Source organism: Mycobacterium sp. TY814 (assembly GCF_030755175.1).
Taxonomy (GTDB): domain Bacteria; phylum Actinomycetota; class Actinomycetes; order Mycobacteriales; family Mycobacteriaceae; genus Mycobacterium.
The window spans coordinates 1,341,646-1,356,125 of the sequence record NZ_JAUFRY010000002.1; the positions used below are offsets into that span (position 1 = coordinate 1,341,646).

3 protein-coding genes and 1 pseudogene are annotated in these 14,480 nt (G+C 69.5%); 3 read left to right on the forward strand and 1 reads right to left on the reverse strand.

Annotation, left to right across the window (positions count from 1 at the left end; all coding sequences use genetic code 11):
* Positions 1-100: 100 nt before the first annotated feature.
* Positions 101-898: pseudogene (locus tag QXH22_RS30535) on the forward strand (polyprenol monophosphomannose synthase); the annotation flags it as partial.
* A gap of 12 nt (positions 899-910) precedes the next feature.
* Here QXH22_RS30535 and rbpA read toward each other — a convergent pair.
* The gene (gene rbpA / locus QXH22_RS19565; RefSeq protein WP_055579709.1) at positions 911-1,246 is read right to left on the reverse strand and encodes an RNA polymerase-binding protein RbpA; all 336 of its coding nucleotides are present in this window, start codon (positions 1,244-1,246) and stop codon (positions 911-913) included.
* Between the two features lie 173 nt (positions 1,247-1,419).
* Here rbpA and QXH22_RS19570 point away from each other — a divergent pair, with 173 nt between their 5' ends.
* Together QXH22_RS19570 and QXH22_RS19575 are read left to right on the forward strand one after the other, a co-directional pair.
* Positions 1,420-1,770, forward strand: a complete 351-nt coding sequence (locus tag QXH22_RS19570; RefSeq protein WP_306240146.1) for a hypothetical protein — start codon at positions 1,420-1,422, stop codon at positions 1,768-1,770.
* Positions 1,771-2,065: 295 nt separating this feature from the next.
* Positions 2,066-14,473: a type I polyketide synthase gene (locus QXH22_RS19575; RefSeq protein ID WP_306240147.1), complete on the forward strand. Its 12,408-nt coding sequence runs from the start codon at positions 2,066-2,068 to the stop codon at positions 14,471-14,473.
* Positions 14,474-14,480: the final 7 nt, after the last annotated feature.

A 14,480-nucleotide genomic window follows, 5' to 3' on the forward strand; every position in this document is an offset into this window, starting at 1 on the left:
ACAACACCGAAGTTGCGAACGAATCAGTGACGGCACACGTTGAGACTGCGAACGAAGGCCAGTCCGTCGAGGGCGACCGAACGTCTATCGGGCGAAATGAAGGAGCTACATGACCACCGGCCAGTCTGGGCCCGAGGTTGCGGGCAACAGTCCCAGCCAGCGCGTCCTGGTGATCATCCCCACCTACAACGAGCTGGAGAACCTGCCGCTGATCCACCGGCGCGTCATCGATGCCCGCCCCGACGTGCACGTTCTCATCGTCGACGACAACAGCCCCGACGGCACCGGTCGGCTTGCCGACGAGTTGTCCGCCGCCGATCCGGACCGGATCCACGTGCTGCACCGAACCGTCAAGAACGGCCTGGGCGCGGCGTACCTGGAAGGTTTCGCGTGGGGACTGAGCCGTGGCTACTCCGTGCTGGTCGAGATGGACGCCGACGGCAGCCATGCGCCCGAGCAGCTCTACCGGCTGCTGGAGGCGGTCGACGCGGGCGCCGATCTGGCGATCGGCTCACGGTACGTACACGGCGGCACGGTGCGGAACTGGCCGTGGCGCCGCTGGGCCCTGAGCTGGACCGCCAACACGTATTCGCGGCTCGCGCTGGGCGTCGGGGTCCACGACATCACCGCCGGGTACCGCGCCTACCGCCGCGAAGTGCTCGAGACCATCGACCTGGCCAGCGTCGACTCGAAGGGCTACTGCTTCCAGATCGAGATGACCTGGCGCACCGTCAACACCGGCTTCGTGGTCGTCGAGGTGCCGATCACCTTCACCGAGCGTGAGATCGGCGTTTCGAAGATGAGCGGCTCCAACATCCGTGAGGCGCTGGTCAAGGTCGCCCAGTGGGGGATCGAGGGCCGGCGCAACCGTAGCCGGTCGAGCCGCGCCCACACGTGATCGGCGGCGGCGCTAGCCGCGCCGCTTGGACCGGATCAGTTCCAGACGCTCCTTGAGCAGCTCTTCCAGCTCCTCTACCGACCGGCGCTCCAGCAGCATGTCCCAGTGCGTACGCGGCGGCTTGACCTTCTTCGGCTCGGGCAGGTCACCTTCGATCAAGGTGCCTTCCATGCCGTTGCGGCACAGCCAGGTGCCGGGAATCTCGGCGTCGTCGGCGAACGGAACCTCGAATTCCTCGCCGTTCTCGGTGCGGTACCGAGCGATCTGACGCGGCGCCAGGTCGTGGTTGCGGTCGGTCTCATAGCTCACGGCTCCGAGGCGACTACCTCGTAGGACACGATCAGCCATTGGTGCTGCTCCTTTGGGTCCGGCGAGCTGCTGGTGCTCCCGTAATCTGAATCTCTCTAAGCAAACGTTAAGACCGTCTGCACAAGTTCCCGGTTGGTTTGTTCTGCGCGGTGCGCGACGCGACTGTCCATGATACCGGGATGGCGGCCGGTATCGGACTAAAGTCGTCAGGCGTGAGTCGTCGCGTTCGGCCTCAGCCGTGCCGCTGGTGTGGTCGTGATGTGGCCGATGTCGGAATGGGCCGGCGCCGCCAGTACTGCCGGCAGTCGTGTCGGCAGCGGGCCTACGAACAGCGGGCGATGATCTCCCGCGGCGACGTCGCTGCGCTGCCCACCGATGCGGTGGTGTTGTCGGCCGAAGAGGCTGCCGATCTCTCCGATCGCGTCTATCAGGTCAGATGCGCCGCTGAAGACGTCGTCACCGCGCTGGATGAGGGCGCGGCAGCGCGTGAACTGCGCGAATTGTGCGACGAGTTATTGCGCGCTGCCAGGGCCGCGGACGGCTGGCGGCGGGTGGGAGTCTGAGGCGCTCGCGGACCGCGCGTGGCGTCCTGACCGGTAAAGTCGCGCCATGGACGGCGGGCCAGGTGTACAAGGGAGTGCAGAAGGCTCACGGTACGCGGGGTGCCCGGCCGGTCTTCGGCTAGGCGCTGGGAGTAGTCGACGTTTTTGAAATCCTGCCGGAGTTGGCGATACTCACGAGCGAGATTCTTGGGTCGGAATGCTGCACCAAGCGGTCGCTTCGCGCAGCACTATCTATGACTCGGCGAGAGCCGCATTCGGCGGGTCAGAGACGACCAAATTAGGCGAGGGGTTAGTAATGAGTGATCAGCTCCAGCATGCGACTGAAGCATTGCGGAAAGCGCTGGTCCAGGTAGAACGCCTGAAGAAGACCAACCGTGCGCTGCTGGAGCGGACCAGCGAGCCGATCGCCATCGTCGGAATGTCCTGCCGATTCCCGGGCGGCGTCGACTCCCCGGACAGCCTGTGGCAAATGGTGGCCGACGGCCGCGACGTGATCGCCGAGTTCCCCACCGACCGCGGCTGGGATGTCGGTCAGCTGTTCGATCCCGACCCGGACGCGGCGCACAAGACCTACGCGAACACCGGCGGTTTCGTCGACGGAGTCGGCGACTTCGATGCCGCCTTCTTCGGTATCGCGCCCAGCGAGGCCCTGGCGATGGATCCCCAGCACCGGATGCTGCTGGAGCTGTCCTGGGAAGCCCTGGAACGGGCCGGAATCGATCCCGCCGCATTGCGGGGCAGCGCCACCGGTGTGTTTGCCGGAATCATCGCCCAGGGCTACGGAATGTTTGCTGAGGAGATCGAGGGCTACCGGCTTACCGGGATGACGTCCAGCGTCGCCTCCGGCCGGGTGTCCTATGTGCTGGGTCTGGAAGGCCCGGCGGTCTCGGTGGACACGGCGTGTTCGTCCTCATTGGTCGCGCTGCACATGGCGGTGCAGTCGTTGCGGTCGGGGGAGTGCGACCTGGCGCTGGCCGGTGGCGCGACCGTCAACGCCACCCCGACGGTTTTCGTCGAGTTCAGCCGGCACCGGGGCCTGGCTCCGGACGGCCGGTGCAAGGCCTACGCGGGCGCAGCCGACGGAGTGGGATGGTCCGAGGGCGGCGCCATCGTTGTGGTGGAACGACTTTCGGATGCGCGGCGACTGGGTCATCCCGTGCTGGCGGTGGTCCGGGGCACGGCGGTGAACCAGGACGGCGCCTCCAATGGGCTGACCGCACCCAACGGTCCTTCCCAGCAGCGAGTGGTGCGCGCAGCGCTGGCCAACGCCGGGCTGTCCGCGATCGACGTCGACGTGGTCGAGGGCCACGGCACCGGCACGACGCTCGGCGACCCGATCGAGGCACAGGCGTTGCTGGCGACCTACGGGCAGGGGCGCGCGGAAGCCGGACGCCAGCCGCTCTGGCTCGGTTCGATCAAGTCGAACATGGGCCACACGCAGGCCGCGGCCGGTGTCGCCGGTGTGATCAAGATGGTGCAGGCCATGCGCCACGAGGTGTTGCCGGCGACCCTGCACGTGGATGTGCCGTCGCCGCATGTGGATTGGTCGGCGGGGTCGGTGGAGTTGTTGGCCCAGCCCCAGCCGTGGAAGACCGAGCCGGCCCGGGCCCGCCGCGCGGCGGTGTCGTCGTTCGGGATCAGCGGCACGAACGCGCACGTGATCATCGAGTCCGCCCCGTCCGACCAGCCGCGCGAGAACGTCGCCCCGCGCCCGGCAGTGTCCTGGACGATCTCGGCCAAATCAGCCTCCGCGTTGACCGCGCAGGCGGCCCGACTGGCCGAATACATCGGCGCGCATGAGGATCTGGACCTCGCTGACGTGGCCTGGTCACTGGCGGGCCGCACCCCCTTCGAGCATCGGGCCGTCATCGTCGGCGGCGACCGCGACCGCCTGCTGAACGGACTGGCGGCGCTGGCCGCCGACGCGCCGGGTGACTTCATCCGTGGTGTCGCCCAGCCTGTCGGCAAGACCGTCTTCGTCTTCCCCGGCCAGGGTTCCCAGTGGGCAGGTATGGCCGTCGAATTGCTGGACACCGCACCGGTATTCGCGCGGCAGATCCAAGCGTGCGCCGAGACCTTCGCCGAATTCGTCGACTGGTCGCTGATCGACGTGCTTCGTGGCACACCCGGCGCCCCCGGGCTGGACCGCGTCGACGTGGTGCAACCGGTGCTGTTCGCGGTGATGGTGTCGCTGGCCGAGTTATGGCGCTCGATCGGGGTGCGCCCGGATGCCGTCATCGGTCACTCCCAGGGCGAGATCGCCGCGGCCTGTGTCGCCGGCGCGCTGTCGTTGCGCGACGCCGCCAAGGTGGTCACCCTGCGCAGCAAGCTACTGACCGGTCTGGCCGGGCCGGGCGGCATGCTCTCGATCGCGTGCGGTGCCGATCAGGCCCGGGAGTTGTTGGCGCCCTTCGGTGATCGGCTCGACATCGCTGCCGTCAACGGACCCTCCGCGGTCGTGGTCTCCGGCGACGTCGCCGCGCTCGACGAGCTCAGTGCGAACTGCGTCGAGCGGGAGTTGCGGGTGCGCCGGATCGAGGTGGACTATGCGTCGCATTCGGCCGAGGTCGAGGCGATCCGCGCCGAACTCACCGAGGTGCTGGCCGACCTGGAGCCGTCGTCGTCCCGGATCGCCTTCTTCTCCACGGTGACCGGAAGTCGTTTCGACACAGCCGGTTTGGACGCCGAGTACTGGTACCGCAATATCCGCCAGACCGTGCAGCTCGACCAGGCGGTCCGCAGCGCCTGCGAGCACGGGTACCGGGTGTTCATCGAATCCAGTCCGCATCCGGCGCTGATCGCCGGCATCGAGGGCGCCGCGGGCGCCTGCGGCACCGAAGCGGTGGTGGTCCCCACCCTGGGTCGCGACGACGGCGGACTGCAGCGTTTCCTGTCCTCGGCCGCTACCGCCTTCGTCGCCGGTGTGGCGGTGAACTGGCGCGGTCTGCTGGACGGAGCCGGGTTCGTCGAACTGCCCACATACGCCTTCGACAAACGCCGGTTCTGGCTGTCCAGCGAGGGCACGGCCGCCGACGCCTCCGGCCTGGGACTGGCCGCCAGCGAGCACCCGTTGCTGCGCGCGGTGGTGGAGTTGCCCGATTCGGGTGGCGTCGTGCTGACCGGCCGGCTGTCACCGAGCGTCCAGGCATGGCTGGCCGACCACGCCGTGTCCGGCATGGTGGTGTTCCCGGGCACCGGCTTCGTCGAACTGGCCATCCGCGCCGGCGACGAGGTGGGCTGTTCGGTGGTCGACGAGTTGACATTGCGCTCACCCCTGGTGATACCGGCCTCGGGATCCGTTGCGGTACAGGTGATCGTGGGAGCGGCCGCCGATGAGACCGGGCAGCGCGGTGTCTCGATCTACTCGCACGCCGACATCGACGGCGGCTCGGTGTGGGTGTGCCATGCCGAGGGAACACTGCGTTCGGGCACCGTGGAACCCGGTGCGGATCTGTCGGTGTGGCCGCCGCAAGGCGCCGTCGCCATCGACCTGACCGGTGGCTACGAGCGGCTCGCCGAACACGGGTACGGCTACGGCCCGGCGTTCCGCGGGTTGACCGCGTTGTGGTCGCGTGGCCAGGAGTTGTTCGCCGAGGTGACGCTGCCGGAGAAGGCCGGCGGCTCGGCCTCGTACGGGGCGCATCCCGCGTTGCTCGACGCGGCGCTGCACGCCGCGGTACTGGCCAATCCCGCGGCCGAACTCGTGCTGCCGTTCTCGTGGCAGGGTGTGACGCTGCACGCGGCGGGCGCCTCGGCGGTACGGGCGCGGATCGCGCCCGTCGGCGAGTCCGCGGTCTCGGTCGAACTGGCCGACGGCCTGGGCTTGCCGGTGCTCTCGGTCGCTGCCATGGTGGCCCGCCCGGTGAACGAGAAGCGGCTGCGGGCAGCGCTTTCCGGCTCTGGCCCGGACCGGCTCTTCGAACTCGTGTGGACGCCGGCGACATCCGCCGCCGCGGCCGCCAAGGCACCTTACGAGGTTTTCGAATCCGAGGTCACTGGCGAGGATCCGGTCACGGCAAGCTACGAACGCACGCACCGCGCCCTGGCCGCGGTCCAGTCGTGGCTGGCCGAGCACGAGACGGGTGTGCTCGTCGTGGCGACCCGCGGCGCCATGGCGCTGCCGGCCGAGGACGTCAGCGACCTGGCGGGCGCGGCGGTCTGGGGCCTGGTGCGCTCGGCGCAGACCGAGAACCCCGGCCGCCTGGTGCTGATCGATTCCGATGCGCCACTGGATGATTCGACGCTGTCCGCGGCGCTGGCGGTGGGTGAGCCGCAACTGTTGGTGCGTGCGGGGCAGATTTACACCCCGCGGGTTCGCGGCAGCCGCGCGGTGGACCAGATTCTGGACCCGCCCGGTGACGGCCCGTGGCGGCTCGGCCTGAGCAGCGCGGGCACCTTCGAGAACCTGCGCCTGGAGCCGGTGCCCAACGCCGGCGCCCCGCTGGAACCCGGCTACGTCCGCGTCGCGCTGCACGCCATCGCGGCCAACTTCCGCGACATCATGATCACGCTCGGCATGTTCACCCACGAGGCGCTGCTGGGTGGCGAGGGTGCCGGCGTGGTCGTCGAGGTCGGACCCGGCGTCACCGAATTCGCGGTCGGTGACTCGGTATACGGCTTCTTCCCCGACACCAGCGGCACCCTGGTTCCCGGCGATGTCCGGTTGCTGCTGCCGATGCCCTCGGACTGGTCGTACGCCGAAGCCGCCGCCATCTCAGCCGTTTTCACCACGGCCTGGTTCGCGTTCATCGACCTGGCAGCCGCCAAGCCGGGGCAGCGGGTATTGATCCATGCCGCCGCCGGCGGTGTCGGCATGGCGGCCACCCAGCTGGCCCGCCACCTGGGGCTGGAAGTGTTCGGCACCGCCAGCAAAGGCAAGTGGGACACCCTGCGCGCCATGGGCTTTGACGAGGACCACATCTCCGACTCGCGCAGCCTGGACTTCGAGGAGAAGTTCCGGGCCGTCACCGGCGGGGCGGGCATGGATATCGTGCTCGACTCGCTGGCGGGCGAATTCGTGGACGCCTCATTGCGTCTGGTCGCCCCCGGCGGGGTGTTCCTGGAGATGGGCAAGACCGACATCCGCGACCCCGGGGTGATCGCCCAGCAATACCCGGGCGTGCGCTACCGCGCCTTCGACCTCTTCGAGCCCGGTCGTCCGCGCATGCACGAGTACATGCTGGACCTCGCCGAACTCTTCGACTCAGGGGTGTTGCGCCCCTTGCCGGTGACGACGTTCGACATCCGGCGCGCACCGGCGGCGTTGCGCTACCTCAGCCAGGCCCGTCACATCGGCAAGGTCGTCATGACCCTTCCGGGCCTATGGGCCCGCGGCACCGTCTTGATCACCGGCGGCACCGGCATGGCGGGTTCGGCGCTGGCCCGCCACGTGGTGACCCAGCACGGCGTTCGCAACCTGGTGCTGCTCAGCCGGCGCGGACCGGACGCGCCCGGCGCGGCGGAGTTGATCGCCGAACTCGAGGCGGCCGGCGCCCAGGCGCAGGTGGCGGCGTGCGACGCTTCCGACCGCCCGGCGCTGGCCAAGGTGATCGCCGACATTCCGGTGCAGCGGCCGCTGTCCGCGGTCATTCACGCCGCCGGCGTGCTCGACGACACCGTGGTGACGTCGCTGACACCCGATCGGATCGACTCGGTGCTGCGGGCCAAAGTGGACGCGGCCTGGAACCTGCACGAATTGACCGCCGACCTGAATGTCTCTGCCTTCGTGATGTTTTCGTCGATGGCCGGTCTGGTCGGTTCCTCGGGACAGGCGAACTATTCGGCCGCCAACTGTTTCCTGGACGGCCTGGCGGCCCACCGGCGGGCACACGGCAAGCCGGCGATATCACTGGGCTGGGGACTGTGGGAACAGGCCAGCGCCATGACCGGCGGGCTGGACGAAGCCGACCTGGCCCGGTTGGGCCGCGAAGGCGTGCTGGCCCTGTCGTCACACGAGGCGCTGGAACTGTTCGACACCGCGCTGATCGTCGACGAGCCTTTCCTGGCGCCGGCCCGCATCGATCTCGCCGCGTTGCGTGCCCACGCGGTCGCCGTGCCGCCGATGTTCCGCGACCTCGTCACCGCGCCGACACGGCGGCAGGTCGACGAGTCGCTGGCCGCTGCGAAGTCGAAATCGGCTCTCGCGCAACGGTTGCACGGCTTGCCGGAGGCCGAGCAGCACGCCCTGTTACTCGACCTGGTGCGCTCCCACATCGCCACGGTGCTGGGCAACGTCGCGCCGGAGGCAATCGATCCCGATAAAGCGTTCCAGGACTTGGGCTTCGACTCGCTGACCGCGGTCGAGATGCGCAACCGGCTCAAGTCGGCCACCGGACTGTCGCTGTCACCCACTCTGATCTTCGACTACCCGACCCCGAGCGGCCTGGCCACCTACATCCGTACCGAACTGGCCGGGGTGCCGCAGGAGATCACCCACGGCCCGGTCGCCCGCATCACCGGTGCAGACCAGATCGCGATCGTGGGCATGTCGTGCCGCTACCCCGGCGGGGTGAATTCACCTGAAGACCTGTGGCAGATGGTGTTTCAGGGCCGTGACGTGCTCTCGGACTTCCCGGTCGACCGCGGCTGGGACCTGGGCGGACTGTACAACGCCGATCCCGACGTCGCCGGCACCTGCTACACCCGCACCGGCGGTTTCGTGGACGGCGTAGCCGATTTCGACCCCGCCTTCTTCGGGATCGCGCCCAGCGAAGCGCTGGCGATGGACCCGCAGCAGCGCCTCTACCTCGAGCTGTCCTGGGAAGCCCTGGAACGGGCCGGCATCGAGCCGGGCTCGCTGCGCGGCAGCGCAACCGGCGTGTTCGCCGGGGTGTACACACAGGGGTACGGGATCGGCGCCGCGCAGGCGGCCGAAGGCTTCCGGTTGACCGGCCAGTCGTCCAGCGTCGCCTCGGGCCGGGTGGCATACGTGCTCGGGCTGGAAGGTCCGGCGGTGTCGGTGGACACCGCATGCTCCTCGTCGCTGGTGGCGTTGCACATGGCCGTGCAGTCGCTGCGGTCGGGGGAATGCGACCTGGCACTGGCCGGCGGTGTGACCATCAACGCCACGCCCGACATCTTCATCGAGTTCAGCCGCATGCGGGGCCTGTCGGCCGATGGCCGATGCAAGGCCTTCGCAGGTGCCGCCGATGGCACCGGATTCTCCGAGGGCGGCGGAATGCTGGTCGTGGAACGGCTTTCCGATGCCCAGCGGCTGGGACACCCGGTACTGGCTCTGGTACGCGGGTCGGCGATCAACCAGGACGGCGCGTCCAACGGGCTGACGGCGCCCAACGGTCCCTCCCAGCAGCGGGTGGTGCGCGCCGCGCTGGCCAACGCGGGCCTGGCCGCGAGCGAAGTGGATGCCGTCGAGGGTCACGGCACCGGCACCATGCTGGGCGACCCCATTGAGGCGCAGGCGTTGCTGGCAACCTACGGGCAGGGACGCAACCAGCCGTTGTGGCTGGGTTCGATCAAGTCCAACATGGGCCACACCCAGGCCGCCGCCGGTGTCGCCGGGGTGATCAAGATGGTGCAGGCGATGCGGCACCAGTTGCTGCCGGCCACGCTGCATGTCGACGCGCCGAGCCCGCACGTGGACTGGTCGACGGGATCGGTTGCGCTGCTGACGGAGCCACAGCCGTGGCCGGACGAACCGGCCCGGGCCCGGCGCGCAGGTGTGTCGTCGTTCGGGATCAGCGGAACCAACGCACACGTGATCATCGAATCAGGACCCGCCGCGCCCGCAGCCGCACCTGCGGGCCCGAAACCCGCTGTGCTGCCGTGGGTCGTCTCCGCCAAGTCCGCCGCGGCATTGCGCACCCAGGCAGGCCGGCTCGCCGAATACCTGGGCCGGCACGACGAACTCGCGGCCGTCGACGTCGGCTGGTCCCTGGCGGGCCGGTCGTCGTTCGAGCACCGCGCCGTCGTCGTCGGCAGCGACCGGGACGCGTTGCTCAGCGGATTGGCGGAGCTCGCCGGTGACGATCCCGGCACGGTCATCCGCGGAGTGGCACAGCCGGGCGGCAAGACCGTCTTCGTCTTCCCCGGCCAGGGGTCCCAGCTGCTGGGCATGGGAATGGGCCTGCATGCGACGTACCCGGTGTTCGCCGAGGCGTTCAACACCGTCGTCGGCGAACTGGACCGTCACCTGCTGCGGCCACTGCGCGAGGTGATGTGGGGCCACGACGAAAGTGTGCTCAACACCACGGAATTCGCCCAGCCGGCGTTGTTCGCGGTGGAGGTCGCGTTGTTCCGGCTGCTGGAGTCCTGGGGCGTGCGGCCCGACTTCGTGATGGGGCACTCCGTCGGTGAGCTGTCCGCCGCGCACGTGTCCGGTGTGCTGTCGCTGGAGAACGCCGCCGTGCTGGTCGCCGCACGCGGACGGTTCATGCAGCGGCTGCCGTCCGGTGGCGCCATGGTCGCCGTGCAGGCCACCGAGGACGAGGTACAGCCGCTGCTGACCCCGGAGGTCAGCATCGCCGCGGTCAATGGGCCGGCCTCGCTGGTCATTTCGGGTGCCGAGGATGCGGTGCTCCGGGCCGCCGAGCAGCTGCGCGCCGAGGGCCGCCGGGTGCACCAGCTCGCGGTGTCCCATGCCTTCCATTCGCCGCTGATGGATCCGATGATCGACGAGTTCGGCGCGGTCGCGGCCGGACTGCCCATCGGATCACCCACGATCCCGGTCATCTCGAACCTGACCGGTCAGCCGGCCGGCGACGACTTCGCCTCGGCGGCCTACTGGAAGCGCCACGTGCGGGAAGCGGTGCGCTTCGCCGACAGCATCCGATTCGCGCAATCAGCAGGCGCGACAAGGTTTCTGGAGGTCGGCCCGAGCGGTGGCCTGACCGCGTCGATCGACGAGTCGCTGCCCGATGTCGCGGTCACGACAAGCTTTGCGCTGCGCAAGGACCGGCCCGAACCCACCACACTGACCAACGCCGTGGCGCAGATGCACGTTGCGGGTGCTCCGGTGGACTGGCGGGCCGTGCTGGGCCCGGCGAACTTCGTGGAATTGCCGACGTACGCCTTCGAGCGACGCCGCTTCTGGTTGTCCACCGGCAGTGCCGCCGTCGACCCCGAGGGCCTGGGCCTGGCGTCCGGCGATCACGCACTGCTGGGTGCCGTGGTCGACCTGCCGTCCTCGGGCGGTGTCGTGCTGACCGGCCGGCTGTCGGCGGCGACGCACGGCTGGTTGCGCGACCATGCGGTCGGTGGCGTCTCGATATTCCCCGGCGCAGGCTTCGTGGAACTGGCCATTCGCGCCGGTGACGAGGTCGGCTGCACGACGGTCGACGAACTCACCCTGGCGGCGCCGCTGATTCTGCCCGGATCCGGCTCGGTCGCGGTGCAAGTCGTCGTCGATGCCGCCGATGACTCGGGATCCCGCGGCGTATCGGTGTTCTCGCGGGCCGAAAGCGGCTGGCTGCTGCACGCCGAGGGCTCGGTGAGTTCCGCGGCCGCGCAACCGGTCTCGGACCTGTCGACGTGGCCGCCGGCGGGCGCCGCCCCGGTGGATGTCACCGGAATGTACGAGAGCCTGGCCGAGCGCGGGTACGGTTACGGCCCGGCCTTCCAGGGGCTGTCCGCGGTTTGGCGGCGCGGTGACGACCTCTATGCCGAGGTGAATCTGCCCGACACGGCGGGCTTGTCGCCCGCGGGATTCGGCGTGCACCCGGTGGTGCTGGATGCCGCGCTACACGCGATCATCGTGGCCGCCGACGAGGACCGCAGCGACGGCGTGCTGGTGCCGTTCGCCTGGCAGGGTGTGTGCCTGCACGCGGCGGGTGCATCGGCGGTGCGGGCCCGCATCACGCCCACCGGACCGTCGTCGGTGTCGGTGGAGTTGACGGATGCGCTGGGCCTTCCGGTCCTGTCGGTCGCCTCGATGGTGGCCCGCCCGGTGACCGAGCAGCAGCTCAAGGCCGCCCTGGCCGGCTCGGCCGGCGACCGGCTCTTCGAGGTGAACTGGGCACCGGCACCGGCAGCAGGAGCGACAAGCACTCCGCCCTACCAGGTCTTCGAGTCCGATCCGGTCGCGGGTGACACGCTGGCCGGGGTCTACACCGCCACCCATCGCGCGCTGGCGGCCGTGCAGGCCTGGCTGGCCGAGCACGACTCGGGAGTGCTGGTGGTGTCGACATACGGTGCGATGGCACTGCCCGGTGAGAGCATCACCGATCTGGCCGGCGCTGCGGTCTGGGGCCTGGTCCGTTCGGCTCAGACCGAACACCCCGGCCGCATCGTACTGGTGGACACCGATGTGCCGATCGCCGAAGACGAGGCGGCAGTGGTTCTGGCGGTCGGTGAGCCACAAGTGTTGTTGCGCAACGGCACGGCGCACATCGCCCGCGTGCACGGCAGCCGCGCGGTGCGCGGCTTGCTGGCGCCCCCGGGTGACGGTCCGTGGCGATTGGGCATGAGTACCCCGGGTACGTTCGAAAACCTGCGTATGGAGCGCATTCCCGACGCGGACGCACCGCTGGGTCCGCGGCAGGTGCGCATCGCGACCAGCGCCATGGCCGCCAACTTCCGCGACGTCATGATCGCCCTCGGCCTCTATCCTGACGAAGCTGCCGCCATGGGAGTCGAGGCGTCCGGAACGATCATCGAAACCGCGTCGGACGCCGGTCTTTTCGCGGTCGGCGAGCGGGTGACGGGGCTGTTCCCGGAAGGAACCGGGGCCGTGGCGACCACCGACGAGCGGTTGCTGATCAGGATCCCGGCCGGCTGGTCGGACACCGACGCGGCCACCGCGCCGGTCGTCTTCGCCACCGCGTACTACGCGCTGAAGGTCCTGGCGGACGTGCAGCCCGGACAGCGGCTGCTGGTGCACGCGGCCGCCGGCGGCGTGGGTATGGCGGCCGTCCAGCTGGCCCGGCACTGGGGCGTCGAGGTGTTCGCCACCGCCAGCAAGGGCAAGTGGGACACGCTGCGTGCCATGGGCTTTGACGATGCTCACATCGGCGACTCGCGCACCCTGGACTTCGAGGACACCTTCCGCGCCGCCACCGGCGGACGCGGTGTGGACGTGGTGCTGGATTCACTGGCCGGCGACTTCGTTGACGCGTCGCTGCGGCTGGTGGCCCCGGGTGGGGTGTTCCTCGAAATGGGCAAGACCGACATCCGCGACGCCGCCGAGATCGCCGAACAGGGCGTGCGCTACCGCGCCTTCGACCTCTTCGAGGCCGGGCCCGACCACATTCAGCGGATGCTCGCGGAGCTGGCCGAACTGTTCGCTGCCGGAGTGCTCAAGCCGCTGCCGGCCACGGTGTTCGACGTGCGGCGCGCGGCGGCGGCCCTGCGCTACCTCAGCCAGGCCCGCCATGTCGGCAAGGTCGTCATGACCATGGATTCCGCTCTGGGCGACGGCACCGTTCTGGTCACCGGCGGCACCGGCATGGCCGGCTCGGCGCTGGCGCGGCATCTGGTGCACCGGCACCAGGTGCGTCGGTTGGTGTTGCTGAGTCGTCGCGGGCCGGACGCGCCCGGCGCCGACGAGCTGACCGCAGAGTTGACCGCCGCCGGCGCAACCGTGCGGGTGGTCGCCTGCGACGCGGCAGACCGCGCGGCGCTGGCCACGGTGATCGCCGACATCCAGGAACACCGGCCGCTCTCGGCGGTGATCCACGCGGCGGGCACACTCGACGACGCGGTGGTCACGTCGTTGACCCCGGAGCGGGTCGACGCGGCGCTGCGGGCCAAGGTAGATGCCGCGTGGAACCTGCACGAGCTGACCCGCGACCTGAAACTGTCCGCCTTCGTGATGTTTTCGTCGATCGCGGGGCTGGCCGGCGCGTCCGGGCAGGCCAACTACGCCGCCGGAAACTCGTTCCTGGACGCGCTGGCTCTGCACCGCCAGCAGCACGGGCTGCCGGCCGTCTCACTCGGCTGGGGGCTGTGGGATCAGGCCAGCAGCATGACCGGCGCGCTGGGTGCGGCCGATCTCGCCCGGTTCGCCCGCGACGGCATCGTGGCGATGGGTTCGGAGGAAGCGCTCGAACTGCTCGACACCGCCTTGGCTGTCAACGAGCCGTTCTTGCTGCCGGCCCACATCGACCTGGTGGCCCTGCGCGCCAAGTTCGACGCCGGGACCTTGCCGCCGATGTTCGTGGACCTGATCAACGCGCCGGCGCGCCGGCAGGTCGACGACTCGCTGGCCGCAGCCAAGTCCAAGTCGGCACTGCTGGGTCGGCTGGAAGGGCTGGACGAGGAGGAGCAGCACGCGGTGCTGCTGGACCTGGTGCGCTCGCACATCGCCACCGTGCTGGGCAACACCACGCCCGAGGCCATCGACCCCGACCGGGCGTTCCAGGAATTGGGCTTCGATTCCCTGACGGCGGTTGAGATGCGTAACCGGCTCAAAGCCGCTACCGGCCTGGCACTTTCGCCGACGCTGATCTTCGATTACCCGAACTCGGCGGCGCTGGCCGGCTACTTCCACCAAGAATTGCTCGGAACTGTGCACCCGGACGCACAGCCCGCGGCGGCGCCAGGGGAAGAGGAACTGCGGCGCGTGGTGGCGTCCATCCCGGTCAAGCGGCTGCGGCAGGCCGGTGTGCTGGACCTGCTGCTGGCGCTGGCCAACGAGCACGACGGCGACCGCAGCGGCGCGACACCGCAGGACGAGTCGGCCGGAAAGGACCTCGCGGACATGGACCTCGACGACCTGGTCAATGCGGCCTTCATGGACGACGACGAGTAGCGTGCCC